The following is a 24,765-nucleotide window of genomic DNA, read 5'->3' on the forward strand; positions in this document are numbered from 1 at the left end:
GAAAGCAGCCGGTGATTTTCACTCTCAAAAAGCAAAGGTACTGCTACCTTTGTCCAGTTGTGATAGGCCTCAGCTGGTTTCTCAAGGAGTACTAGCTGGGCCTGCTGGCAGCCTCCCTGGTTTGCCAGGGCCAACTCACTCATTCACTCACTCACCCATTCACTCAGTGGATTTAATAGAAGAACTGCGCTGGCGGGGCATGTTTCACGACATGATGCCCGGTACCGACGAACACCTGCGCCAGAACGCGCCCATCACCGGCTACATCGGCTTCGACCCCACCGCGCCTTCCCTGCACATCGGCAACCTGGCTACTATTATGCTGCTGGTGCACCTGCAGCGCGCCGGCCACCGCCCTCTAGCCCTGGTAGGCGGCGCCACCGGCATGATTGGTGACCCCTCGGGCAAGTCAGCGGAGCGGAATCTGCTGGATGAAGAAGCCCTGCGCCGCAACCAGGCCGGTATCCGGGCTCAGCTGGAGAAGTTCCTGGTGTTCGACGACTCGCCTACCGGTGCCCGCGTGGTGAACAACTACGACTGGTTCAAGGAGTTTGGCTTCCTGCAGTTCCTGCGTGAGGTAGGCAAGCACCTCACCGTGAACTACATGATGGCCAAGGACTCAGTAAAGCGCCGCATTGGGGGCAACGAGGAGTCCGGGGCCGAGGGCATCAGCTACACCGAGTTCAGCTACCAGCTGCTGCAGGGCTACGACTTTTACCACCTCTACAAAGAGCTGGGCACCACCCTGCAAATGGGCGCTTCGGACCAGTGGGGCAACATCACCACGGGCACCGAGCTGATCCGGCGCATGTCGGGCGGCGAGGGCAAAGCCTACGCCCTCACCGGCCAGCTCATCACCAAGGCCGACGGCACCAAATACGGGAAGAGTGAAACCGGTACCGTGTGGCTGGATGGCTCCATGACCTCGCCCTACCAGTTCTACCAATTCTTCCTCAACGCCGCCGACGCCGACGTGCCCCGCCTGATCCGGGTGTTCACGCTCCTACCCCAGCCGGAAATCGAAGCTCTGGAAGCTGAGCACGCCCAAGCTCCGCACCTGCGCACCCTGCAGAAAGCCCTGGCCCAGGACGTCACCATCCGGGTGCACGGCCAGGCGGCCTACGAGGCGGCCCTGGCGGCCTCCCAGGTGCTATTTGGGGGCGGCGACCTGGCTACGCTCGACGAAGCAACCCTGCTGGATGTATTTGCCGGCGTGCCGCGCGTAGAAGTATCCCGCGCCGCCCTAGCGGAGCAAAACGTCGTTGGTCTGCTGAGCGAAGCCACTAACAGCATCATCTTCCCTTCTAAGGGCGAAGCCAAGAAGATGATCCAACAGGGCGGCGTGAGCCTCAACCGCAGCAAAGCTACCCTGGAGCAGCAGGCCGCGGAAGTGCCGTTACTGCTGGGTCAGTACATTGTGGCCCAGAAGGGCAAGAAGAACTACTACCTCATCAAGGTAGTATAGCTCCTACCCTCCTAAAATGCTTAAAACCCCTGATGCCGGCCGGTATCAGGGGTTTTGTTTTGTAGAGCAGCCCGAGCCCTGAGCCGAGAGCAAAAGCGGCGGATCGGCAAGGTTTGGGTAAGCAGCGAGGGGTAGCCGGACCGGTTGCCCGGAGAGAAGAACTTGACGCAGGCAGCGCAGGATGCCCGGCAAGGGGTAGCCGGACCGGCTGGCACCCTCTCTGCCTATCCCACCGCAACCAAAAAGGCCCCATCAGCAACTGATGGGGCCTTAAGTGAAGCTATTACCACCGCAGAAGCTGCGGTGCCGAATTACTTCTTTTTAGCGGGAGCGGCTTTCTTAGCGGCCGGGGCGGCAGCTTTCTTAGCCGGAGCAGCTTTAGCCGGAGCGGCTTCGCCACCTTCGTTCTTTTTGTTCTGCACCTCGGTGCGGATGGTCTGGGCCATGTTCTTCAGCTCCTGCATGCCCTTGCGCACACGGGTGCCAGCGGCCGAGTTGCCCTTGTCGTAGAACTTCTCGAAGTCAGCTTCCAGCGACATCACGAGGTCTTTCAGTTGGCTAAAATTGCTCATTTGGGAGGGGTTGTTTGGTGTGGAAAAATGTGTTTAACCGGCTCTAATATACAGGGATTTCAAATACAAGCAAGTTGCCAAGTTTTTTTCTCAAACCCGTTTTCAAGCCTGTCAAGGCACTTTTTATACGTAAACAACTCAACAATAGGTTACCTGCCCATTAGCAGGTTCTTCAAATAATACTAAAACAAAAAGCCGACTCCCGGATGGAAGTCGGCTTTTGTACTTAGCGAAGCCCTGATTAGCCCTGCAGACCAGCAGGCACCTCGGCCTTGGAGTATAGCCCGTTGCGCAGCTTCTCCTGCACGGCCTCAAAGGCCTTGATGGTAATGGCCACGTCGTCGAGGGTATGCACGGCCGTAGGGATAATACGGAGCATAATTACGCCTTTGGGTACCACCGGATATACCACGATAGAGCAGAAAATACCGTGATTCTCACGCAGATCGAAGGTTACCTGGGTGGCGTCGGGAATTTGGCCCTCCAGCAGCACCGGCGTTACGGGCGAGGTAGTGGTGCCAATGTTGAAGCCTTTTTCGCGCAGGCCGCTCTGCAGGGCCCGCACGATGGTCCAGAGGTTTTCCTTCAGCTCGGGGCGGGTGCGCAACAGCTCCAAACGCTTCAGAGCGCCCACTACAAGCGGCATGGGCAGGCTTTTCGCGAAAATCTGGCTGCGCATGTTGTAGCGCAAATATTCAATTACGTTCTCGGGGCCGGCCACGAATGCGCCGATGCTGGCCATCGACTTCGCAAACGTTGAAAAATAAAGGTCGATGCCATCCTGCACGCCCTGTTCTTCGCCCGTTCCGGCGCCCGTAGTGCCCATCGTGCCGAAGCCGTGAGCATCGTCCACGAACAGGCGGAACTGGTATTTCTCTTTCAGCTTTACTACCCCGCGCAGGTCGCCCTGGTTGCCCGACATGCCGAACACACCCTCAGTAATTACCAGAATGCCGCCGCCGGTTTCGTCGATGATGCGCTGAGCGCGTTCCAGCTGCTTCTCCAGGCTGGCCATATCGTTATGCACGTACACGAAACGCTTGCCCGCGTGCAGACGCACCCCGTCAATAATACAGGCGTGCGACTCGGCATCGTACACAATCACATCGTGGCGGCCTACCATAGCATCAATAATCGATACCACACCCTGGTAACCGAAGTTGAGCAGCATGCAGTCTGGCTTTTGCACGAACTCAGCCAGCTCATTCTCCAACTGCTCGTGCAGGTTGGAGTTGCCCGACATCATGCGCGCGCCCATGGGCAGGGCCATGCCATATTCAGCGGCCGCATCGGCGTCGGCTTTACGTACTTCAGGGTGGTTAGCCAGGCCTAAATAGTTATTCAGGCTCCAGGTGAGAACCTCTTTACCGCGGAAAATCATGCGGGGCTTAATCTCGCCTTCCAGCTTGGGGAAAGTGAAATAGCCGTGTGCGTAATGTGAATGGCTACCCAGCGGGCCGCGGTTGGCGGCAATCTTCTCAAATAGATCCACGAGGGAACGGGTTGAATGTGAAACGAAAACGAGCGGTTATGCCCAAGGACCTAACGCCCGAGTAATGTACAAAGTTATGGCAATCCGCAAAGGTAGCCGCTTTCAGGCTGCATCCAACCTTCAGGAAAATGCCCGAAAGCGTTTTCTGGTGCGCCCGGAATGGCGTTTCTTTGGGTATTGAACGGTGCTGCTGCGCTAATTTCAGGCCGCTGTGTCGAGCTTGCCAAGACCTCTCACCGGGCTGATGTCTGGACAGCATTACAAAGTCAGCACGCGAGATGCTTCGGCAAGCTCAGCATGACGTTCTTATACAAAAGCTCTACCCTCTCTCCCACCCGCCTACCCTCTCACATGAAGAAAATCACCAAGCTGCTCGTTGCCAACCGGGGCGAAATTGCGTTGCGCGTGCTGCGCTCGGCCAAGGAAATGGGCCTGCAAACCGTGGCCATCTACTCCGAGGCCGACCGCAACGCCCTGCACGTCCGCTATGCCGATGAGGCCGTATGCGTGGGCCCCCCGGCCAGCAAAGACAGCTACCTACGCGGCGACAAGATTCTGGAAGTCTGCCGCCAACTCGGCGTCGATGCTATTCACCCCGGCTACGGCTTCCTTTCTGAAAACGCCGAGTTTGCCCGCATGGTAAAGGAAGCCGGGCTGATTTTCGTGGGCCCTTCGGCCGAGGCCATGGACATCATGGGCGACAAGCTTTCGGCCAAGCAGGCGGTGCAGGCCTACAACATTCCACTGGTGCCCGGCACGGCCGAAGCCATTTCGGATGTGCAGGAGGCTAAGCAGATTGCCCAGCAGGTGGGCTTTCCCATTCTGATTAAGGCCTCGGCCGGGGGCGGCGGCAAGGGCATGCGCCTAGTGCATAACGTAGAGGAATTTGAGGAGCAGATGCAGCTGGCTATCAACGAGGCCGTGTCGGCCTTCGGCGACGGGGCCGTGTTTATTGAGAAGTTCGTGACCGGCCCGCGCCACATCGAAATTCAGGTACTCGGCGACGAGCACGGTAACATCGTGCACCTGTTTGAGCGGGAGTGCTCCATTCAGCGCCGCCACCAGAAGGTAATTGAAGAGGCGCCTTCCTCAGTGCTTACGCACGAGCTGCGCGCCGAAATGGGCCGCTGCGCCGTGGATGTGGCCCGGGCCTGCAACTACACTGGGGCCGGCACGGTGGAGTTTCTGCTCGACGACCAGCGCAACTTCTACTTCCTGGAGATGAACACCCGCCTGCAGGTAGAGCACCCCGTTACGGAGCAAATTACCGGCCTCGACCTGGTGAAAGAGCAGATTAAGGTGGCCCAGGGCCTACCCCTCGCCTTCCAGCAAACCGATCTGCAGATTCAGGGCCACGCCCTGGAGCTGCGCGTGTACGCCGAAGACCCGCAGAACAACTTCCTGCCCGACATCGGAAACCTGACTACCTACGTGCGTCCCCAGGGCCCCGGCGTGCGTGTGGATGATGGCTTTGAGCAGGGCATGGACATCCCGATTTACTACGACCCCATGATTGCCAAGCTCGTTACCTTCGGGGCTACCCGCCAGGAGGCCATCGAGCGGATGCTGCGTGCCATCGACGAGTACCAGATTACCGGCATCGAAACCACCCTGGGCTTCGGCCGCTACGTGCTGCAGCACCCGGCCTTCGTGAGCGGCAACTTCGACACCAACTTTATCAAGGACCACTTCACCCCCGAGTCTCTGAAACCCGCCGCCCCGGACGAGGCCACCGCCAAGCTCGCCGCCGTACTCACGGCCATGCTCCTGACGGAAAAGAAAGCGCCGGTAGCCACTTCGGATGCTCCGGCCACTTCCAGCGGCTCCGCCTGGAAACGCAACCGACTGGGGGTGCGGTAAAATTTATTAATCCCGATAAAGTAAAATACCCGGCCTCACGGCTGGGTATTTTACTTTGCATTTATACCCCCTTGATAGATAACAGCCGATTTTATTACCACTGGTGCATGGGCATTTTCCTAAGGATGTCATTTCTTTGCTCTTCGGATAATGGCTTTAAAATTAAAAACAGCCCTTTTCTATCAAGAACATAGACTTTATTTTTCCATAAAATATTACCACCTACATCCACCTGCATTGATGTAGCCGTATTTTTTCCGCGGTTAAGAACAACCATAGCCCTTATATAATTATAGCCGAAACTATCTAAACTACTTGTTTTAGCGCTAGCCATCCACTCCTCAATTTCCGACAGGATTTCGTTGTTCCTATTTATTGTCTTATTAACTGTACAAACGCTTTTTATATTAGTGCTATCGATATGTAACCTGGTGAATCCGCTTATAGGCATTACGTAAAGATCAATACTCGATATATTTTTCTTTGTGAACAAGTTTGATGCACAGGAAAGCACAGTAAAAGCAAAACTAAATAGTAAAAGGCATCTAAGTATATTTTTCATACTAGGGTCATTTGTACATTATTACCAATCCAATGAGTTAATAAAGAACAAGGAAAGATATAACCTAGCTAGCCTACAGAAACTGGAAGCTTCGTTTACTAGGCTTGAGCCTGCTCTTTATTCGGATTTGTAACCTCTGTCGATTCAGTCCATTTGTAGCGCAGCAATACATACCACAGGATGAGTGCAGCAACCACATTCACTCCAAAAAACCACTCTTCCTGATTGTCTATCGCAAAACTGAATTTGACTTCAATGAGGGCATTTAGGGTCAGGCCTATGCTACTCGAGGCATCGAGGCCAAAAACGGCCAGCACCCCATTGCTAAGCGCGTACTTTACCCCTCCATATCGAAAGACCGGTAATTGCAGAATGGCCATAACGCCTATCAGTGTGGGGTCTTGCCGCTGCTGATATGTGACAAAAGAGAGGATGGAGAGCATGAAGGCCAACGCCGCGTATATGCCGCTGCCAATCTTTAGGCCTGATTGGCTTAACTCAGATATATGAGATGCTACGATAACCAGGCCAGCAATACCACCTACCAGATTGTAATAGCTCAGCAGCTTCAGGACTTTGTTTTGCAGGGCAGCGTTATCGGCGGGCATTGAGGAGTAGCATTATTAGACAGCTCAGAACCCAGAATTGACATATGAACAAACTGAGTAAGAAGTTTAATTTCCATCACAAGGTATAGTAGCCGAAGAGAATCTACCGTGTCCTAGGCTCGCTTCCAAGATAACTTGCTTGAATTGGATGCTAGCTCTTCCTCAAAAGAAACTGCTTGTTTTGGGGCCAGCCAGCGGCGCAGAGCCCAATGCGTGGGCAGATAAACTACTACCAACAGCGTAAGCATCCAACCCATTAAATAAAGCGGAGCCGGCAGCCAGGTTTGCGGGTGCGCGTCGTCGAAGCCGAACACGTAGTTGATGTTGACGGGAATTTTAGGATCAGGCATAAGCGCGCCGGCCGGTGGCAGGAAGAAGTAAGCCACCAAGCACAGGCCCCAGGCCAGCAGCGTCCAGGCCGGTAGGGCGCGGCGGTCGTAGCCCAGGCGCTTAACTAAAAACAGAATCAGGAAGGGCAGCCAGCCGTGAAAAAAGGAAAGTCCCCGCAGAAACAAGGACCGGTTCGGGTCGAACATGTAAGACGTCAGGCCCACCAGATGAAAGCCGAACAGCTCGCCCAGAAAATCGGCGCACCATAGCACCTGGGGCAGCAAGATACCCACCGCCGCCATAGAGGCCGGCAGTCGGCGCTGGGTCCACACACTGATGAAGCACAGCAGCAGCGCTACATCACAGAAATACAGAAAGTTGGTTGGGCCATAGTTTACCCAATACACCGGCACCATTACGACGAGAAAGGCGCTAAAACTCAGCTTTAGGCCCAAGGGTAAGGAGGTTTTTACAGTGCTCATGATAGATGGAAAGGTTACCAGATTTCAGACAATGGCGGGGCTCCCTGAGCCTTACCGAGAAACATGGCACCAAGTAGCATACAGCTTCTCCGAATGCAGCGCGAATAGAATAGCTTATCAGACTTTTGCATTCACACACAACCAGCCAAAAAATAGCCTAAACCCACTTTTTAGCGTATTAATCAGACTTTGATTTAGCTCTAACACATGCAAAAAGGGGAGCCAATCCAATGGATTGGCTCCCCTTTTTGCTCGATGCTTTCTAAATCAGCTCCGTCACCTCCCTTACCCCAATCGGACGCTCGCGGGTGAAGCCTTCCCCAAATTCTACCCCAATCAGGTGGCCGAACTCGCGGGCGCGGGCTTCCATAAAGTTGCTGAACACCGGCGTGGAAAGGTAGGTCGTGGGTTCGGTGCTTTCGGGGTCGTGGAACTGGGTGCGGTACGCCTGAATGCTTTCCCACTTCTTGGGCCAGTGGGCCGAAATGTCCACCACGAAATCGGCCGGAATCTGGCGGTCCTGGATGTAGTGGAACACCAGGCGGGGGCGCCAGGGCTGCTGGGGCTGCCCGTCGTCGCCGAGGGTTTCAATCATGCGCAGCCCCGAGAGAAAGCAGGATTCTGATACGAGTTGTGAGCCGCGCCCGTGGTCGGGGTGGCGGTCATGAATGGCGTTACAGAGCACGATGTCGGGCTGGTAGCGGCGCAGGGCGTCAATAACGGGCAGCTGGTGCTCCCGGTCGTTGCGGAAGAAACCGTCGGGCAGGCCCAGGTTTTCGCGGGCGCTCAACCCCAGGATGCGGCTGGCCGCTTCGGCTTCCTGGGCGCGGGTAGCGGGGGTGCCGCGGGTGCCCAGCTCACCCCGGGTCAGGTCCACGATGCCAATTTTCTTACCAGCGGCGGCGGCGGCTAGCAAGGTACCGGCACACGACATTTCTACATCATCAGGATGGGAGCCAATGGCCAGGATATCAAGTTTCATGCGGTTGAGGGAGAATACAGCGAAAAACGGCCGTCACTACGGCTGTTAAGCCGGGGCCATATTACCGGCCCGGCGGAAGCGGCAAAAGTACAAGGTTCCGGAGCTTTTACGGGGTAGCCCGGCCCGCAGGCGCTGCTCAGCTGAAAACCCAGGGGCGCGTCCAGGAGTTATTCAACCCGAACTGCGGCTCACGACGAGTTATCGGCCGGCCCCTTCACTGGCAGCACATCTGCCCCTACCCCTCATTCTATGGAATACCGTCAGCTTGGCCGCTCCGGCCTGCGCATCCCAGTCCTGAGTTTCGGCACGGCTACTTTTGGTGGCGGCAATGAGTTTTTCAAAGCCTGGGGCAGCACCCAGGTCGAGGAAGCCCGGCGGCTTATCGACATCTGTCTGGAGTCGGGCGTCACGCTCTTCGATACGGCCAACGTGTACTCCCAGGGCCTCTCGGAGGAAATACTGGGCAAGGCCCTGGAGGGCAGGCGCGGTGAGGTGCTGCTATCCACCAAAGCCACCTTCCCCATGGGCGAGGACCCAAACGGCTACGGCTCCTCCCGCCAGAACCTCATCAAAGCCTGCGAGGACAGCCTGCGCCGTCTCGGCACCGACCATATCGACATCTACCACATGCACGGCTTCGATGCCCACACACCGGTAGAGGAAACCCTGCGCGCCCTCGACGACCTGGTGCGGAGCGGTAAGGTGCGCTACATTGCCTGCTCCAACTTTTCGGGCTGGCACCTGATGAAGTCCCTGTCGGTGTCGGAGCGTTACGGCTGGGCTCGCTACGTGGGTCACCAGGCCTATTACTCGCTGGCCAACCGGGAATTTGAGTGGGAACTCCTGCCCTTGGGCCTCGACCAAGGGGTAGGAACTATTGTCTGGAGCCCGTTGTCGGCGGGGCTGCTGAGCGGCAAAATCCGGCGCGGTCAGCCCCTGCCGGAAAGCAGCCGCCTGGCCCAGGGCGGCGGTCAGGGCCCCAAGGTGCCCGACGAGCTGCTGTTCAACATTATTGATTCCCTGGACAAAGTAGCCGCCGAGACCGAGAAAAGCGTGGCCCAGGTGGCCCTGAACTGGCTTCTGCAGCGCCCCACGGTGGTTAACCTGGTTATCGGGGCCCGCAACGAGGAGCAGCTGCGGCAGAACTTGGCCGCTGTGGGCTGGAACCTAACGCCCGGGCAGGTTGCCCGGCTTGATGCCGCCAGCGACATCCCGCCCATTTATCCCTACTGGCACCAGCGCAACTTCCCCATGCTGCACCCCCGGCTGGTGTAACGCTATAACTCGGAATGGGGTGAGAAATATGAATTAGCTTTATTTGACGGCTCTCCAGGTTCCTAACTCCGCTCCAAATGATAAACGCCCCGCCCTGAGTTACTCGGAGCGGGGCGTTTTATTGAAATACTGACGGTGCGTAGCTGCCTACTTAATGCGCAGCGTCCGGCCGGGCCGCAGCACACCTACGTTGCCATTCAGGCGCCGCAGCTGGGCCTGCGACACCCCATACTTATCGGCAATTTCCGAGAGCGTATCGCCACTCCGGATTTTGTGGGTTACCACGCGCCGGGCCGCGGTAGGCCGGGCGGCGCTGCTGCTCCGACTACTACCACTGCCACTGCCCGCTCCTGGTACACTCCCACCTCGGTATTTCAAGGATTTGCTGTAGTAGGCAAACAGAGCCGAGGTAATCTGGAAGTTATCCTTAATCAGGCGGTAGTCGGGGAAGTCGTACATACGCTCCGGGTCAATAGGGTTACCCTCGTAGCGCACCTCAAAGTGCAGGTGGGAACCGCTGCTGCGCCCAGTGCTGCCGCCCCAGCCAATCAGCTGGCCGGCCTTCACGAAGGTGCCCGGCGTGACCAAGGTTTTCTGCATGTGCCCGTAGAGGGTCTCAATGCCGTTGTAGTGGCGCACCAGGGCGTAGTTACCGTAGCCCGAGCCATCCCACTTCACAATGCGCACCACCCCATCGAAGGCTGCCTTTACGGAATCGCCGGTTTCCAGGTCCAGGTCCACGCCGTAGTGCCAGCGGTAGCCCCGGAAACCGAAGTCGGAGGTGATGGGCGTGCGGTTCAGGGGCATTTTGGCGTAGCGCTGCTTCTCGGGCTCCGTCAGCTTGAGGTTGAGCGTGTCCTTGATGCGGCGGCCATCTACCCGGTAGGGGTTGATGTTGTGCGTGTCCCAGATAGCGTAGTAGCCGGCAACCTGAATCCAGCTGGAGTCAATCTGCACTTCTTCTTTCACCTCCACAATGTGCTGCTCGCCCTCGTTAAGCGTAGTGGTGTCTTCGCTGACGATGGAGAGCTTTTTGGCGGGATTAAAGAAAATGGACTTAGCCGCGTCGGAGCCCTCATCGGGCAGCTCCTCCGTTTCAATAAGAATGGTCGTATCGGGCCGCACGTAGCGGATAGTCGGGGATTTAATGCGGAAGAAATCTTTCCGCTTGCCCGCCGAGCCGGCTTTCGCCTTAGGCTCCGGCGCTTTCCGCCGCTGGGCCAGCAGCTGGCCGGGCAAGCCAAAAAACAGCCCGATCAGTAGCAGCGGCAGCAGCCAGGATTTTACAAAATTCAGCAAGAGAAAATCAGTGAAATGGTGAAGTAGTGAAATGGTGAGCGGTGAAACGGGAAGCTAACGTCCGGCGGGCCGATTTCGCGCAGCGCCAACGATAAAACTCACCATTTCACCACTCACTCATCTCACTTAATGGTCTCCTAGGGCGGCGAGGTAGCGCTCGGCATCCAGCGCGGCCATACAGCCAGAGCCGGCGGCCGTCACGGCCTGGCGGTAGGTAAAGTCCTGCACGTCGCCGCAGGCAAACACCCCGTCCACGTTGGTTTTGGCCGTACCCGGAATGGTTTTCAGGTAGCCTTGCTCGTCGTGGTGGAGGTAGGGCTGGAAAATTTTGGAGTTAGGCTCATGGCCAATGGCCACGAAGAACCCTTCAATAGCAATTTCGCGGGTAGTGCCGTCCAGGGTGTTCTTCAGGCGGGCACCTTCCACGCCATGCTCCCCTAGAATCTCGTCGGTTACCGTGTTCCAGAGCACTTCAATCTTGGGGTTGTCGAGCACACGCTTCTGCATGATTTTCGAGGCCCGCATCTCCCCTTTCCGCACAATCATGTACACTTTGGAGCACAGGTTCGCAAGGTAGGTAGCCTCCTCAGCGGCCGTATCACCGGCGCCCACAATGGCCACGTCCTTGCCCCGGTAGAAGAACCCGTCGCACACGGCACAGGCCGACACCCCCGAGCCGTTCAGGCGCTGCTCGGAGGGCAGGCCCAGCCACTTGGCCGAAGCCCCGGTAGCAATGATAACCGTGTCGGCGGTTAGCTCCAGAGTTTCGTCAATGGTTACGCGGTGCGGGCGACCCGAGAAGTCCACCGCCGTAGCAATGCCGTAGCGGATATCCGTACCAAAGCGGGCGGCCTGCTTTTTCAGGTCTTCCATCATCTCCGGCCCCATGATGCCATCGGGGTAGCCAGGAAAGTTTTCTACGTCGTTGGTGATGGTGAGCTGGCCGCCAGGCTGCAGGCCCTGGTACATCACCGGCTTCAGGCCCGCCCGCGACGCATAAATAGCTGCAGTATAGCCGGCTGGGCCGGAGCCGATAATCAAACACTTGATGTGTTCCGGGGTGGTAGTCTCCATGAGAAAGTAAGGCAGCAACCTAAGTTGGAGCCGTGAAAAGTTAAAAGAACGGAGTGCAAAGGTAATAAGCAGCACGTAGCACGGGCTCTAGCCCGTAGTACCGTTGCTCGTTACTTGCCAGCCGGCGCCAGAGCAGCCAGCTGAAGCCCACGCTACAACAAAAAACCCCAACACAAGGCCGGGGTTTTCGGTAATGGGGTAATATTTCCTTACCCCAGGTAAGGCTTCAGGGCCTTGCTGCGGGAGGTGTGGCGCAGGCGGCGGATGGCTTTTTCCTTGATCTGACGAACCCGCTCGCGGGTCAGGTTGAATTTCTCCCCGATTTCTTCTAGCGTGAGCGAGTGTTCCCCGTTCAGGCCGAAATAAAGAGTGATAACGTCGGCTTCGCGCTTGGTGAGCGTGCTTAGGGCGCGCTGCACTTCCTTGCGGAGCGAGTCGTTCATCAGACCCGTGTCGGGGCTCTCCTCGTCCTCGTTTTCGAGCACGTCGAGCAGACGGTTTTCCTCGCCCTGCACGAAAGGGGCATCCACGGATACGTGGCGACCCGAAATCTTCAGGGTATCCACCACTTCCGAGGTCGTCAGCTCCAGTACTTCAGCAATTTCTTCGGGCGAAGGCTCCCGCTCGAATTTCTGCTCCAGCTCGGAGAAAGACTTGGAAATCTTGTTCAGCGAGCCTACCCGGTTCAGGGGCAGACGCACGATACGCGACTGTTCAGCCAGGGCCTGCAGAATGGACTGGCGAATCCACCACACAGCGTAGGAAATAAACTTAAAGCCGCGGGTTTCGTCGAAGCGCTTGGCGGCTTTGATCAGACCGAGGTTGCCCTCATTGATCAAGTCACCCAGCGACAAACCCTGGTTCTGGTATTGCTTAGCCACCGACACCACGAAGCGCAGGTTGGCTTTGGTCAGTTTTTCCAGCGCCTGCTGGTCACCTTCCTTGATGCGTTGCGCCAGCGTCACCTCCTCATCGGGGGTCAGCAGATCCACCTTGCCAATCTCCTGGAGGTACTTATCCAGCGACTGGCTTTCGCGGTTGGTGATCTGCTTGCTGATTTTTAGCTGTCTCATTGCGGGCGCGTGAGAATTGAGTTATGGTTGCTTGTAAACGTCGTTGTCAAGTCCGATGTACGGAAGATACCCAAACGCGGGTACCGGCATTGATTCTGTGCAACACACCGGTACCCGCGAAAGTTCGGAAAGATCGGGTTACGCGGCGCCGTTCGAGTCGGCAGCGCGCTCGGGTTTGGGCAGAAGCACCTTGCGCGAGAGACGATATTTACCCGTTTTCTTGTCGATATCGAGCAGCTTCACGTCAATCTCCTGTCCTACTTCCAGCACGCCTTCCAGCGAAGCCAGACGCTCGTGGGCTACCTCTGAAATGTGCAACAGGCCGTCTTTGCCCGGCATGATTTCCACGAAGGCCCCGTAAGGCTGAATCGAGCGAACCTTGCCTTTGTAGGTTTCGCCTACCTCCGGCACGGCGGCGATGGCGCGGATACGACCAATGGCAGCTTCCATGTCTTCCTGGTTGGAAGCAAAGATGCTTACGTGGCCTTTCTCGTCCTTCTCCTCGATGATAACCGTGGCGTTGGTATCCTTCTGGATCTGCTGAATCACCTTGCCACCCGGCCCAATTACCGCACCAATAAACTCCTTGTCGATGAGCATCTTGTGCGAGCGGGGCGTATGAGGCTTCAGGTCAGCGGCGGGGGTAGCAATGGTCTTGGCCATTTCACCTAGGATGTGCAGACGACCTTCGCGGGCCTGGTGCAGGGCCTTGGTCAGGATTTCGTTGCTGAGGCCCTGGATTTTGATGTCCATCTGGCAAGCCACGATGCCCTTCTCGGTGCCAGTCACCTTAAAGTCCATGTCGCCGAGGTGGTCTTCGTCGCCCAGGATGTCCGAAAGCACGGCGTAGTCGCCGGTTTCTTTGTCCTGTACAAGACCCATGGCAATGCCCGATACAGCCGCGCGCAGCTTAATACCGGCGTCCATCAAAGCCATCGACGAAGCGCACACTGTCGCCATCGACGACGAACCGTTCGACTCCAGAATGTCAGATACTACCCGGATGGTGTAGGGGTTTTCGTCCTCTGAGGGCAGCACTTTCTTGATGGAACGCATAGCCAGGTTGCCGTGGCCTACTTCCCGGCGGCCGGGGCCGCGGTTGGGCTTCACCTCGCCGGTCGAGAAGGCCGGGAAGTTGTAGTGCAGCATGAACTTGTTGTAGCCCGAAACCATAGCCGAGTCCACAATCTGCTCATCGAGCTTGGTACCCAGGGCTACCGAAGTCAGCGACTGGGTTTCGCCGCGGGTGAACAGGGCCGAGCCGTGCGCACCGGGCAGGTAGTTCACCTCCGACCAGATAGGGCGGATTTCCGTCAGCTGACGACCATCGAGGCGGGTGCGCTCCTTGATCATCATGTCGCGGATGGCTTTCTTCTCAGCCGAGCCGTAGTAACGGCCGAACATCTTCATGTCCAGCTCGGGGTTCTCGGCCTGCAGCTCTTCTACCAGCGCTTTCTTGATAGCACCGAAGCCCTCCTTGCGGCCCGACTTGCTGGTATTGCCCGACTTGGCTACCTCGTAGGCTTTCTGGTAAACCGCCTCCGTGATGCGCTGCTTCAGCTCGTCGTTTTCTTCGTACTTGGGGTAGTCGCGCTTTACCTGCGACTTCTCCACGGCGGCGGCCAGCTCCTGCTGCACGCGCACCTGCTCTTTTATGGCTTCGTGAGCGTAGGCAATGGCTTCTACCATTTCCTCTTCGCTTACTTCGTCCATCTCCCCTTCCACCATGGCCACCGAGTCGGCCGTAGCGCCTACGATGAGGTCGATGTCGGCGCGCTCGATGTCGGCGGTTTTGGGGTTAATCTGCAGCTTGCCATCAATGCGGGCTACCCGCACCTCCGAAATCGGTCCAGCAAACGGAATATCGGAAACCGACAGGGCAGCCGAAGCGGCCAGAGCGGCCAGCGCATCGGGCTGCACGTCTTTGTCGGCGGAAATCAGCGAAATCATTACCTGCACCTCGTAGTGATAGTCCTTGGGGAACATCGGGCGCAGAATACGGTCCACGAGGCGCGACACCAGCACTTCGTAATCGGAGAGGCGGCCTTCGCGGCGCTGGAACGAACCGGGAATTTTACCGGCACCACCGAATTTCTCCTGGTAGTCAACCGAGAGGGGCAGGAAATCCACGTCGCCGCGGGCGCTGGGCTGGGAAACTACCGTCGCCAGCAGCATGGCGTCGCCGAGGCGAACGACTACCGCGCCATCGGCAAACTTAGCCAGCTTGCCGGTTTCAATGGAGATCTGCCGGCCGTCAGGCAGGGTAATGTGTTTGGTAACCGCGTTGTAATTGGGCATCTTCTAGGGTTGCTTTTTTAGAAAGCGTGCAGCGGGCGAGCAGCCGTAAAAACGGGGCCGCCAGTGGCCCCGCTTTGCTCTGGGGAATGATTCTTCGGGGGAGTAAACAACGAAACCGGCAGAATAATGCGGCCGGCTTCGGATAAAAAAAGAGCAGGGAACCTCCCCAGTGGAAAGGCTCCCTGCTCCGGAGCGTGGGCTTACTTGCGAATGCCCAGTTCCTTGATGATGGCGCGGTAGCGGTTGATGTCGCGGTGCTGGAGGTAATCCAGCATACGACGACGCTTACCAACGAGCTTGAGCAGACCCAGGCGGGTCGAGTAGTCCTTCTTGTTCACCTTCAGGTGCTCGGTCAGGTGAGAGATGCGGTGCGTGAACAGCGCAATCTGCGACTCGGCCGAACCGGTGTCGTTAGAGGACTTCTGCAGGCTGTTTTTTTCGAAAATAGCCTGTTTTGCTTCAGTTGTAAGTTGCATCGGCAGATAGGTTTCCCCGTCTTGGATTAAAAAAAGTGAAAAAGCCACCCCGCACTTCGGGGTGGCCGCAAAGGTAGTAGTTTAATGTGAGAACCGCGCTGAAATGTTCTTCCCCTCAAAGAAAAGCGGTGCTGGCTTTCACCTTTACGCCGCTTTTTTATAGCCGCGCAACGGCCAGCGCAGCCAGGAAGGAAATATCTGTGCCCAGTTAATGTCGAGCAGGCCGGAGTCGTGACGAGCCTGGTAGAGAAAGAACAGGCCAATGGGTAACAGGACGGCGGCGGCCATCCACATGCCTACCCCAACGGGCATCACCATCTCGCGACCGTACTTCTCCCCCATTATTGATACGACGTAGTACACAATAAAGAAGACGATAGAAACCAGAATGGGCACGCCCAGGCCGCCTTTTTTAATAATGGCTCCCAGCGGTGCCCCAATCAGGAACATGAGCAGGATGGCGGCCGACTGGGTGTACTTCCGAAAGCTTTCAATTTGATAGTTAGCGGTTTCCTTGGTAAAGCCAGTTAGCCGCTCGGCCGAGGTTCCCAGGAAGGAGCGCACGTTACGGGCCCGGTTGGCGGCCTGCTGCGCCACCGACATATTGACGGGCTGCAAGCGGGTTACGGGCACCTGCCAGCCAGCAATTCGCTGCTGAGTCGCCCGCCCGGTGGTGTCGAACCGGAGGTAGGTATAATAGGGATTGAGCTGGGTTATTAGCTGGGCGCGCTCCGTTCGCAGGCGCTGCTGCAGAGAATCAGTGTAGTGAGTCAGCTGCCGCAGGTTCAGCATCATCTTGTTGTCCTTAAACAGCTCCTTCTTCGTGCGGTCCAGCCCGAACGACTCCAGGGAGAAGGTTATCAGGTTGCGGCTGAAATTCTGGCGCGTGAACGTAGCACCGGACCGGTTGCTGGCATCGGGCTGCTCTACATACACCCGCCCCCGAAACAGCTCTAGGCCGAGGTACTGCCCGCCAAAACGCGTAAACATGCGGCCGGAGTCAGCCAGAATAACCCGCATGCTCCCCGAACTCTGCGTGTGGTCATAAATCATGATACCCTTGAGAATGTCTCCATTCTCGCCCAGCTTCTGGTTTACTTTGATCGTGCGCCCTGGAATGCCATTATAAAATACCCCCTCCCGGATATCGAGGGCCAGCTTTTGCTGGCGCACATCCCAGAGCAGACTGTATGCTTCCAGGTTGGCCAGGGGCACAATGGTATTGTTAAACCAGAACGCTCCGCCTGCCAGCAGCACACTAAAAATGAGTACCGGCCGCAGAATGCGCGTCAGGGAAATACCCGCCGTTTTGATGGCCGTCAGCTCGTGGTGCTCTCCAAGCGTGCCGAAGGTCATGAGCGAGGAAAGCAGCACGGCCAGCGGCAGGGAAATGGGCACGATCAGTACGCTGAAGTAAAATAGCAGCTGAGCAATAACCCCAAACCCCAAGTCCTTACCCACCAAGTCGTCCATGTATTTCATCATGAACTGCATCAGGAAAATAAACTGCACCACCGCGAAAGTGAGTAGAAAAGGGCCGGCGAAGGCTTGCAGAATCAGCTTATCGAGTTTTTTCATAATGAGTCGAAACCAGCAGTTTCCATTCCTGGTGGCTTCCTAACAAAAAAGGAGCAGACGAGAAACGAAGATACGGCTCGTTTCGCGTCTGCTCCCTGGCCTACGGCCAAAACAGCTTTACCCTCCTACCTGTTCCCGCAGCTTTTGAATCAGGCTATCCCACATTTCCTGCAGCTCCACGGTATCGGTTTCCTCTGAGTAGTCAACAATGCGCAGGTACACTTCCTGGGTTAGCTGCGATTCCTCAACCAAGAAGTCCAGGTAGTTGGCGTCGGGGGCGTGGCGTCTGTGTTCATCGAGGAAGACAAAGCGAACCGAGCGGTTCGTTCGGTGCGAAGCCATTTCCGCGTAATGGGGCTGATTGTCCCAAATGAAATTGTAACGCCCATCCTCCACGCGCACATCCTGGCAAAACCAATGCGACAAACCGGAAGCCGACGCTAGGTAGGGATACAGAATTTTGGGAGAGGCATTAATGGGATACTCGACCGTGAAGCGGTGTTTGAGGCGAGTGGCAGAAAGCGGCATAAGCAAAACAGTGTAAAGAATTTAGCGAGCTAGCTTCCTCGAAAAGCGGCCCAGCAGCCAATATACATGGGTTTTTTTTTGCGCAATGCTTGCATTACATTAAATCTTGTTCCTACATTTGCACCACCAAAACAGGGCGGGGTAGCTCAGTTGGTTAGAGCACAGGATTCATAACCCTGAGGTCACGAGTTCAACTCTCGTCCCCGCTACAAGTAAAAAGGCCTTCCTTTCACGGGAAGGCCTTTTTCGTTTTTCCAGGAAGCACTTCGGGGACATCCCATAAATTATCGGTATGTCAAGATGCTCTCAGTCCTGCGCTCCTATATTTACCGTTGTGCTTTAATTCACTTCTTAGTGCACTCCGACTCGAGTCACTGGCAGATCTATATCGCCCTAACTACTCCTACTCACTATCTACATACTTATACTGTAAGAATTATCTTCTCCTCATGAGGACAAGCAAGTATCCTTCAATTTTGTGGCCGTTCCCATCCGCGAGAACGACATCAAGGCGTCGGATCTGTTTTTACCAGCCTAGGAGTTGAGGGCGCTCGTGACGACCCTATCAGTGGTTTACTCCGACCTTTCCATCTTCTTTTCTCTCCTCATCATAGTATAGCCTTATTTTCCTCTATTGCCGGTACCCTGTTTTGCATTGGCATGGCGTTAGGGGTCAGGACCGGGTATTACTAGGTCAAGATTTTCTTCGTCATCTATTGTCTGTTTACCTTAACGCTAAATCTATTTAGCCTGACCACCTCGGCAATACCACTACCTCTAAAATTGTTGAAACTTTTGTTCCCCATTCTCTGCATCTGGGCTGCTATTATCGTCGCCCGTAACCCGTTGCGCCGGCCAACGGCTGAAGAGGCTAATGTTACAGCGGGGCAGTAGAAATCGACCGAATTAACTCACCTAAGCAATGGTACTACTTGCCGCGTATCCGTTTGTCAGTTTCTACCTACACGACATTGGTTGCTGCACCATTGAGGCTGTTTGGGGCGAGGACACCAACGACATATTCTTCCGTGAGGCCGTTCTACAGGGTCTTATGTTCATCCGGCAGCATAAAGTGGAGAGTTGGATAGCGGATGACCGGCGGCTTGGCCCTATGGAGCCGCACGTGCTGGAATGGGTCGCTGAAGAAGTGCTGCCAGCCATGGCCGCCAGTGGCCTGCGCCGGCTGGCCATGGTAGAGTCAGGCGACTGGCTAAACCGCGACCTCATCAAGGAAGCCTACATGCCGCCGGTTGAGAACCTTTCCATAGAAATAAGGCACTTTGCCGACGTATCCTCTGCCCGCGCCTGGGCACGCAGTAAGTAAGTTCTTGCCCCGTGACACGGTTTACAGAAGTAACGCTGTTACAATCAGGCAGCCACTAGTAATGCTGATGTATGTGCAAATCACAAGTATAGCAATAGGTTTTGACTGCTCTATCTTATCTAATGTCCTATCCGTAACACGAATGGCCTGTCTAAAACATTGTTATTTCACCTTTATCACAGGTCGAGTAAAGAAGCTTTTAGCCTATTTAGAAACCCAAAACTGCAGGGTTATATATAACACTAGCTTTTGCAGGCCGTATCAGGAGCAATTATGTGCCCTGCTTTTCTTGGTTAGCTTATGCGTACGCCCTTCATTAAGCAACGCCCCCGTAGCAACGGTAATATGCCCCGTGAGTCAGGCAATTGGCTTTGGTACGTTGTGGGGCTGCTCACCGTGCTGTGGCTTGTGTACACCTGGTTTTTTGAGTGATAACCAGCCAGCAAAAAAAGCGCCCGACCAGTTTTGGTCGGGCGCTTTTGGCTTATCAGAAACGCACCGGTAAACCGGTAACGCTTACTTGATTTTTTCTACGATACCTTTGAAGGCCTCAGGATGGTTCAGGGCCAGATCAGCCAACACTTTGCGGTTCAGATCAATGCCAGCCTTCTTCAGGCCGCCCATGAACTGCGAGTACGACAGACCATGCTCACGAGCTCCGGCGTTGATACGCTGAATCCAGAGGGCGCGGAACTCACGCTTCTTAACTTTCCGGTCACGGTAGGCATACAGCAGACCTTTTTCAACCGCGTTTTTGGCAACGGTCCATACGTTTTTGCGACGGCCGTAGTAGCCTTTCGCCAAACGCATTACTTTTTTCCGACGGTGACGCGAGGCCACGTGGTTTACACTTCTTGGCATAACCAGTTTTTTTTGGCGGCCGGCGGCGGCTCTAGCCGCAGCTTGCTTTCCTACCGGACGCCTGGTTTGGAGGAATTAAAAACTAAAAATTGGTAATTAAAAATCCGTAACCTGAAATGCCATAGCGCATCAATTCCTGATTTTTAATTCTCAATTTTTAATTGAATTAGATGGCAAGCATGTCCTTTACGCGGCCCATATCAGCCGAGCTAACCAGACCAACGTGCGTGAGGGCACGCTTCTGCTTGGTGGTTTTCTTGGTCAGGATGTGGCTTTTGAAGGCGTGCTTACGCTTCACTTTGCCCGTGCCGGTCAGCGAGAACCGCTTTTTGGCGCCGGACTTGGTTTTTACTTTCGGCATTGTCGTGAAAAAAAAGGTGAAAAAACTGCGGCGGTCGGCTGCCTAGGGCCGGTGCGCCAGCGAAAAACAGGAATGAAATTCCTGGAAAAAGCTTACTCAGCTGCCTTGTCGGCGGGAGCGGGCTTGGCCTCCTTGGGAGCATCCTTACCAGCTTCTTTCGGGGCGGCCTTCTTTACCGGAGCGGCTGCCTTAGGCGCCAGGTACAGGAACATACGCTTGCCTTCGAGTTTAGGCAGCTGCTCTACCTTAGCCAGATCCTCGAGGGCCTGGGCAAACTTGAGCAGCAGGATTTCGCCCCGCTCTTTGAACACAATGCTACGACCGACGAAGTGAACGTACGCTTTAATCTTGGCGCCTTCCTTCAGAAACTCCTGAGCGTGCTTCAGTTTGAAAGCAAAGTCGTGGTCATCGGTATTCGGTCCGAAACGGATTTCCTTGATGACTACTTTGGTTTGCTTGGCCTTCAGCTCGCGGGTTTTCTTTTTCTGCTCGTACTTGAACTTGGAGTAGTCAATTACGCGGCACACGGGCGGTACAGCCGTGGGCGAAATTTCGACGAGGTCGAGGTTCTGCTCCTGGGCCATACGGCGGGCCTGCTCGATGGAGTAGATGCCCTGCTCAATGTTGTCGCCAACAAGGCGAACTTCCCGGGCCGTAATCTTTTGATTGATTTTAAACGGCTCCTCCACTTGAGCGCGGGGGATATAGCGGCGGTTTGGGGTAGCTATGGCGTTTCTCCTTAAGGTGAAAATCGAAATCTATACTGAACTACTAGGACGTCGGAATGTCGTAGCGGGTTCAATCAGCGGGCGAATATCCGTCATTTTTTCCAAACGCTCAAAAATGACTATATAAAATTGTCGGACCCTCCCCTCCCCGAACTGCTTAAAAGAGGTTCCGTTTGCTTGTTTTGCACACCGGATGCCTACCCCCGGATACGACGCCAGCCCTATGCTGCTAGAGAGCAGCATAGGGCTGGGAGGTTGACCCGAAAAGGGAGCGGGCCGGATGGAGCGGCTATTTACCGTCCATCATGTCGTTTACTTGCCGCTGGAAGTTGGCAATGAATTCATCTACCGGCATAGAGCCCAGGTCGCCTTCGCCGTGCTTGCGCACCGATACGACTCCATTCTCCTGCTCCTTCTCGCCCACGATGAGCATGTAGGGCACCTTCGATACTTCGGCGTCGCGGATTTTGCGGCCGATTTTCTCGTCGCGGTGGTCCACGGTGCCGCGCAGCTCGGCGGCCTGCAACCGGTCGTACACCTGCTGGGCGTAATCGTGGTACTTCTCCGAAATGGGCAGCACGGCAAACTGCTCGGGCGAGAGCCAGAGCGGGAAGTTACCGCCGCAGTGCTCAATCAGAACGGCCACGAAGCGCTCCAGCGAGCCGAACGGAGCCCGGTGAATCATCACGGGGCGCTGGCGGGAGTTGTCAGGCGCTACGTATTCCAGCTCAAAGCGCTCGGGGAGGTTATAGTCAACCTGAATCGTGCCCAGTTGCCACTTGCGGCCCAGCGCGTCGCGCACCATAAAATCGAGCTTGGGGCCGTAGAAGGCTGCCTCTCCCAACTCGGTTACCGTGTTAAGGCCTTTTTCGGCGGCAGCTTCCTGAATAGCCGCCTCAGCGCGGGCCCAGTTTTCATCGGAGCCGATGTACTTGGTTTTGTTTTCGGGGTCGCGCAGAGAAATCTGAGCCGTGAACTCGGGGAAGTCGAGGGCTTTCAACACGTAGAGCACAATGTCGATAACCTTCAGGAACTCTTCTTTTACCTGGTCGGGGCGGCAGAAGATGTGGGCGTCGTCCTGGGTAAAGCCGCGCACGCGGGTCAGGCCGTGCAGTTCGCCCGACTGCTCGTAGCGGTACACCGTACCAAACTCGGCCAGGCGCACGGGAAGGTCGCGGTATGAGCGGGGCTTGCTACGATAGATTTCGCAGTGGTGGGGGCAGTTCATGGGCTTGAGGAAGAATTCCTCGCCCGGATTCGGCGTTTTAATGGGCTGGAACGAGTCGGCGCCGTACTTCTCGTAGTGGCCCGAGGTAACGTACAACTCCTTGGCGCCAATGTGCGGCGTCACTACGGGCTGGTAGCCGGCCTTCATCTGAGCCCGGCGCAGGAACTGCTCCAGCCGCTCGCGCAGGGCCGTGCCTTTGGGCAGCCACAGAGGTAGGCCGGCGCCTACCTTCTCCGAGAAGGTAAACAGCTCCAGCTCCTTGCCCAGCTTGCGGTGGTCGCGGCGCTTGGCTTCCTCCAGCTTCTCGAGGTATTCGGTCAGCTCTTTGGCCTTGGGGAAGGTGATGCCGTAGATGCGCGTGAGCTGTTTGTTTTTCTCATCGCCACGCCAGTAGGCTCCGGCCACGTTGAGCAGCTTAACAGCCTTGATGGGGCTGGTATCGGGGATGTGCGGGCCGCGGCACAGATCCGTGAAGTCGCCCTGGGTGTAGAAAGTGATAGAGCCGTCTTCGAGGCGCTCCAGCAAATCCAGCTTGTAGGGGTCGTTCTTCTCGGTGAAGTAGGCAATGGCATCAGCCTTACTTACTTCGCGGCGCTCGTACTGGCTTTTTTTCTTGGCCAACTCCAGCATCTTTTTCTCGACTTCCGGCAGGTCGTCGGTGGAGATGGTGCGGCCTTCGCCCAGATCGATGTCGTAGTAGAAGCCGTTTTCGATGGCCGGACCGATGCCCAGCTTCACGCCAGGGTAGAGGGCTTCGAGGGCCTCGGCCATGAGGTGAGCCGAGGAGTGCCAGAAGGTGGACTTACCTTCCGGGTCGTTCCAGGTCAGAATGGCCACTTCGGCATCCTGTTCAATGGGGCGGTGCAGGTCGCGCACTTCGCCGTTGACGCGCACGCCGAGGGCATTGCGGGCGAGGCCTTCGCTGATGCCGGCGGCAACGTCGTAGCCCGTGGCGCCATCTACAAACTGGCGCACCGAGCCGTCGGGGAGGGTGATGTTGAGCATAGAATGGGGATAATGGCTATACAAACAGCCGTGAAGCCGCAAGTTAGGAGTTTCTGCTTGCTCCGGGCGCAACTTTGGCGCCGCTGCCCCAGTAGGCCGCCGGTTCAGAGGCCCGGGCCGGCCCTACCCCTGTAGCGCTACAAACCGCTGTTGGGCTTCTCTACTACAATAGGCTCAACAGCTTCTACCGTCGGGCGACGAATTTCTTCCACCAGAATGCCTTTGGCGCGGTTGCTTGTCTTCCACACCTTATAGGTCCAGTGCCGATTACCCGGGTTTTCGGCTACCAGCAGCCGGTATTGCTCAGCGGCTTCGGGCCAGCGGGCCAGGCTTTCCAGACTTTCGGCCAGCATCTGGCGGGCGCCGGTCAACCGCGGAGCCCGGCGCAGGGCCCGTTGCAGGTGAGGTACGGCCACTGCGTACTGGTGGCGCTTGTAAGCGACCAGGGCCAGGCGGTAGTCGGCGCGGTAGAAGGTAGTATCGAGCTGCACAGTGCGGGCGTAGATGCGGGTGGCACTATCCGGCTGGTTCTGAAGTTCAAACTGCCGCCCGTAATCGTACCAGAGCGGGCCGTAGGTTGGGGCCAGCTTAAGGCCCCGGGCCGCGTAGAGGGCGGCTTGCTGGGGTTGCCGGAAGGCATTCGACAGAAAGGCCAGCTGGTGCAGGGTTTCCGGCTGGCGAGGGTCGCGGGCCAGGCTGGCCCGCAGGTAGTCCAGGGCCTGTACCGTATCCTGCAGGCCTACGTAGGCAACTCCTTTATAGAACAGCGCCGCGGCATCGTCGGGCTCCTGCTGCAGGGCACGGTCCAGCTGATCGAGGGCATCCTGGTAGCGGCGCGTGGCCAGGTGCATTTCCCCAACCAGCAGGTTCAGGCTGGGAGAGGCATAGCCACGGCGCCCCGCTTCCGTAGTAGCCGCCAGAGCCGACTTGATTTGCCCCCGCGCCCGCAGGGCCCGGGCCTTGGTGAAATAAAATTCCCCCGGGGCGTCATCCAGCTCCAGGGCTTGGTTGATGTCGCGGAGGGCGGCTTCGACCTGCCCGGCGTCGAGGCGAAAAGCGGCGCGGCGAGCGTACAGGGAAGCATTACGCGGTTGACGGGCAATGGCTCCATCCAGCTCTTCGGCCTGAATGCGGGGCCCGCTCTGTACCGTGCGCAGGTTCACCATGGTATCCGGGCGCTCGGCGGGCGCATCGGTGCAGGCAGCTAAGCCCAGGGCGCCGGCGGCGGGTAGCAGCAAACGATAGAAGGAGAAATGAGGCACGGTAGAAAGCAAGGACGCCGCAAAGATACGCCCCGCTACTAT

The 24,765-nt window shown here is 56.6% G+C and carries 21 protein-coding genes, 1 tRNA gene and 1 pseudogene; 5 read left to right on the forward strand and 18 right to left on the reverse strand.

Features of this window, described 5'->3' with window-relative positions; genetic code table 11:
• Nucleotides 1-166 precede the first annotated feature (166 nt).
• Entirely contained in the window at nt 167-1,465 is a 1,299-nt protein-coding gene (gene tyrS / locus FGZ14_RS05495; protein WP_139922013.1) for a tyrosine--tRNA ligase, read from the forward strand.
• Between the two features lie 398 nt (nt 1,466-1,863).
• Here tyrS and FGZ14_RS05500 read toward each other — a convergent pair.
• A pseudogene (locus FGZ14_RS05500) lies at nt 1,864-2,037 on the reverse strand (histone H1); the annotation flags it as partial.
• 241 nt (nt 2,038-2,278) lie between these two features.
• The gene (locus FGZ14_RS05505) at nt 2,279-3,529 is read right to left on the reverse strand and encodes an aminotransferase class I/II-fold pyridoxal phosphate-dependent enzyme (protein ID WP_139922017.1); all 1,251 of its coding nucleotides are present in this window, start codon (nt 3,527-3,529) and stop codon (nt 2,279-2,281) included.
• A gap of 351 nt (nt 3,530-3,880) precedes the next feature.
• On the opposite strand from FGZ14_RS05505, the gene accC reads away from it, so the two are divergent.
• On the forward strand, nt 3,881-5,389 hold the full coding sequence (gene accC / locus FGZ14_RS05510) for an acetyl-CoA carboxylase biotin carboxylase subunit (RefSeq protein WP_139922019.1): 1,509 nt from the start codon (nt 3,881-3,883) through the stop codon (nt 5,387-5,389).
• A 94-nt stretch (nt 5,390-5,483) separates the two neighbouring features.
• Here the strand turns inward: accC and FGZ14_RS05515 are convergent, their stop codons facing one another.
• From FGZ14_RS05515 to bshB1, 4 genes are all read right to left on the reverse strand, one after another.
• Complete coding sequence (locus tag FGZ14_RS05515; protein WP_139922021.1) at nt 5,484-5,951, reverse strand: hypothetical protein; 468 nt, start codon at nt 5,949-5,951, stop codon at nt 5,484-5,486.
• Between the two features lie 98 nt (nt 5,952-6,049).
• Complete coding sequence (locus FGZ14_RS05520) at nt 6,050-6,559, reverse strand: hypothetical protein (protein ID WP_139922023.1); 510 nt, start codon at nt 6,557-6,559, stop codon at nt 6,050-6,052.
• Nucleotides 6,560-6,672: 113 nt separating this feature from the next.
• Nucleotides 6,673-7,371: a hypothetical protein gene (locus FGZ14_RS05525; RefSeq protein ID WP_180754505.1), complete on the reverse strand. Its 699-nt coding sequence runs from the start codon at nt 7,369-7,371 to the stop codon at nt 6,673-6,675.
• A 262-nt stretch (nt 7,372-7,633) separates the two neighbouring features.
• Nucleotides 7,634-8,353 (reverse strand): bacillithiol biosynthesis deacetylase BshB1, encoded by a 720-nt coding sequence (gene bshB1 / locus FGZ14_RS05530; RefSeq protein ID WP_139922025.1) that lies wholly within the window; start codon nt 8,351-8,353, stop codon nt 7,634-7,636.
• Nucleotides 8,354-8,602: 249 nt separating this feature from the next.
• Here bshB1 and FGZ14_RS05535 point away from each other — a divergent pair, with 249 nt between their 5' ends.
• Nucleotides 8,603-9,628 carry an aldo/keto reductase gene (locus tag FGZ14_RS05535; protein ID WP_139922027.1) on the forward strand — a complete coding sequence of 342 codons (1,026 nt, stop codon included), beginning with the start codon at nt 8,603-8,605 and terminating at the stop codon, nt 9,626-9,628.
• A gap of 147 nt (nt 9,629-9,775) precedes the next feature.
• Here FGZ14_RS05535 and FGZ14_RS05540 read toward each other — a convergent pair whose 3' ends face one another.
• The 7 genes from FGZ14_RS05540 to FGZ14_RS05570 form a co-directional block, all read right to left on the reverse strand.
• Nucleotides 9,776-10,927, reverse strand: a complete 1,152-nt coding sequence (locus tag FGZ14_RS05540; RefSeq protein ID WP_257883348.1) for a M23 family metallopeptidase — start codon at nt 10,925-10,927, stop codon at nt 9,776-9,778.
• A gap of 126 nt (nt 10,928-11,053) precedes the next feature.
• Complete coding sequence (gene trxB / locus FGZ14_RS05545; RefSeq protein WP_139922029.1) at nt 11,054-12,001, reverse strand: thioredoxin-disulfide reductase; 948 nt, start codon at nt 11,999-12,001, stop codon at nt 11,054-11,056.
• Nucleotides 12,002-12,210: 209 nt separating this feature from the next.
• Nucleotides 12,211-13,074 carry an RNA polymerase sigma factor RpoD/SigA gene (locus FGZ14_RS05550; RefSeq protein ID WP_022823752.1) on the reverse strand — a complete coding sequence of 288 codons (864 nt, stop codon included), beginning with the start codon at nt 13,072-13,074 and terminating at the stop codon, nt 12,211-12,213.
• Nucleotides 13,075-13,212: 138 nt separating this feature from the next.
• On the reverse strand, nt 13,213-15,372 hold the full coding sequence (gene pnp, locus FGZ14_RS05555; RefSeq protein ID WP_139922031.1) for a polyribonucleotide nucleotidyltransferase: 2,160 nt from the start codon (nt 15,370-15,372) through the stop codon (nt 13,213-13,215).
• 200 nt (nt 15,373-15,572) lie between these two features.
• Complete coding sequence (gene rpsO / locus FGZ14_RS05560; RefSeq protein WP_110979237.1) at nt 15,573-15,848, reverse strand: 30S ribosomal protein S15; 276 nt, start codon at nt 15,846-15,848, stop codon at nt 15,573-15,575.
• A gap of 144 nt (nt 15,849-15,992) precedes the next feature.
• Complete coding sequence (locus tag FGZ14_RS05565) at nt 15,993-17,426, reverse strand: LptF/LptG family permease (protein WP_139922032.1); 1,434 nt, start codon at nt 17,424-17,426, stop codon at nt 15,993-15,995.
• Between the two features lie 117 nt (nt 17,427-17,543).
• On the reverse strand, nt 17,544-17,954 hold the full coding sequence (locus FGZ14_RS05570; protein WP_139922034.1) for an START-like domain-containing protein: 411 nt from the start codon (nt 17,952-17,954) through the stop codon (nt 17,544-17,546).
• A gap of 135 nt (nt 17,955-18,089) precedes the next feature.
• Here FGZ14_RS05570 and FGZ14_RS05575 point away from each other — a divergent pair.
• Both FGZ14_RS05575 and FGZ14_RS05580 read left to right on the forward strand, forming a co-directional pair.
• Nucleotides 18,090-18,163: transfer RNA gene (locus tag FGZ14_RS05575), tRNA-Met, on the forward strand.
• 713 nt (nt 18,164-18,876) lie between these two features.
• On the forward strand, nt 18,877-19,278 hold the full coding sequence (locus FGZ14_RS05580) for a hypothetical protein (RefSeq protein ID WP_139922036.1): 402 nt from the start codon (nt 18,877-18,879) through the stop codon (nt 19,276-19,278).
• A gap of 516 nt (nt 19,279-19,794) precedes the next feature.
• Here FGZ14_RS05580 and rplT read toward each other — a convergent pair.
• From rplT to FGZ14_RS05605, 5 genes are all read right to left on the reverse strand, one after another.
• The gene (gene rplT, locus FGZ14_RS05585) at nt 19,795-20,139 is read right to left on the reverse strand and encodes a 50S ribosomal protein L20 (RefSeq protein WP_110979439.1); all 345 of its coding nucleotides are present in this window, start codon (nt 20,137-20,139) and stop codon (nt 19,795-19,797) included.
• A 166-nt stretch (nt 20,140-20,305) separates the two neighbouring features.
• Nucleotides 20,306-20,500 carry a 50S ribosomal protein L35 gene (gene rpmI, locus FGZ14_RS05590; RefSeq protein WP_139922038.1) on the reverse strand — a complete coding sequence of 65 codons (195 nt, stop codon included), beginning with the start codon at nt 20,498-20,500 and terminating at the stop codon, nt 20,306-20,308.
• A gap of 92 nt (nt 20,501-20,592) precedes the next feature.
• Nucleotides 20,593-21,189, reverse strand: a complete 597-nt coding sequence (infC, locus tag FGZ14_RS05595) for a translation initiation factor IF-3 (RefSeq protein WP_257883349.1) — start codon at nt 21,187-21,189, stop codon at nt 20,593-20,595.
• Between the two features lie 328 nt (nt 21,190-21,517).
• Entirely contained in the window at nt 21,518-23,461 is a 1,944-nt protein-coding gene (gene thrS / locus FGZ14_RS05600) for a threonine--tRNA ligase (protein ID WP_139922042.1), read from the reverse strand.
• Between the two features lie 137 nt (nt 23,462-23,598).
• Nucleotides 23,599-24,723 (reverse strand): lipopolysaccharide assembly protein LapB, encoded by a 1,125-nt coding sequence (locus tag FGZ14_RS05605; RefSeq protein WP_180754506.1) that lies wholly within the window; start codon nt 24,721-24,723, stop codon nt 23,599-23,601.
• Nucleotides 24,724-24,765: the final 42 nt, after the last annotated feature.

The organism is Hymenobacter sp. DG01, assembly GCF_006352025.1.
Taxonomy (GTDB): Bacteria; Bacteroidota; Bacteroidia; order Cytophagales; family Hymenobacteraceae; genus Hymenobacter.

Excerpts from the sequence above, each read along its gene's own strand:
- accC (WP_139922019.1), top strand. The coding sequence starts at position 3,881 with ATGAAGAAAATCACCAAGCTGCTCGTTGCCAACCGGGGCGAAATTGCG.
- FGZ14_RS05515 (WP_139922021.1), bottom strand. The coding sequence starts at position 5,951 with ATGAAAAATATACTTAGATGCCTTTTACTATTTAGTTTTGCTTTTACT.
- FGZ14_RS05520 (WP_139922023.1), bottom strand. The coding sequence starts at position 6,559 with ATGCCCGCCGATAACGCTGCCCTGCAAAACAAAGTCCTGAAGCTGCTG.
- FGZ14_RS05525 (WP_180754505.1), bottom strand. The coding sequence starts at position 7,371 with ATGAGCACTGTAAAAACCTCCTTACCCTTGGGCCTAAAGCTGAGTTTT.
- bshB1 (WP_139922025.1), bottom strand. The coding sequence starts at position 8,353 with ATGAAACTTGATATCCTGGCCATTGGCTCCCATCCTGATGATGTAGAA.
- FGZ14_RS05535 (WP_139922027.1), top strand. The coding sequence starts at position 8,603 with ATGGAATACCGTCAGCTTGGCCGCTCCGGCCTGCGCATCCCAGTCCTG.
- trxB (WP_139922029.1), bottom strand. The coding sequence starts at position 12,001 with ATGGAGACTACCACCCCGGAACACATCAAGTGTTTGATTATCGGCTCC.
- FGZ14_RS05550 (WP_022823752.1), bottom strand. The coding sequence starts at position 13,074 with ATGAGACAGCTAAAAATCAGCAAGCAGATCACCAACCGCGAAAGCCAG.
- pnp (WP_139922031.1), bottom strand. The coding sequence starts at position 15,372 with ATGCCCAATTACAACGCGGTTACCAAACACATTACCCTGCCTGACGGC.
- rpsO (WP_110979237.1), bottom strand. The coding sequence starts at position 15,848 with ATGCAACTTACAACTGAAGCAAAACAGGCTATTTTCGAAAAAAACAGC.
- FGZ14_RS05565 (WP_139922032.1), bottom strand. The coding sequence starts at position 17,426 with ATGAAAAAACTCGATAAGCTGATTCTGCAAGCCTTCGCCGGCCCTTTT.
- FGZ14_RS05570 (WP_139922034.1), bottom strand. The coding sequence starts at position 17,954 with ATGCCGCTTTCTGCCACTCGCCTCAAACACCGCTTCACGGTCGAGTAT.
- FGZ14_RS05580 (WP_139922036.1), top strand. The coding sequence starts at position 18,877 with ATGGTACTACTTGCCGCGTATCCGTTTGTCAGTTTCTACCTACACGAC.
- rplT (WP_110979439.1), bottom strand. The coding sequence starts at position 20,139 with ATGCCAAGAAGTGTAAACCACGTGGCCTCGCGTCACCGTCGGAAAAAA.
- rpmI (WP_139922038.1), bottom strand. The coding sequence starts at position 20,500 with ATGCCGAAAGTAAAAACCAAGTCCGGCGCCAAAAAGCGGTTCTCGCTG.
- thrS (WP_139922042.1), bottom strand. The coding sequence starts at position 23,461 with ATGCTCAACATCACCCTCCCCGACGGCTCGGTGCGCCAGTTTGTAGAT.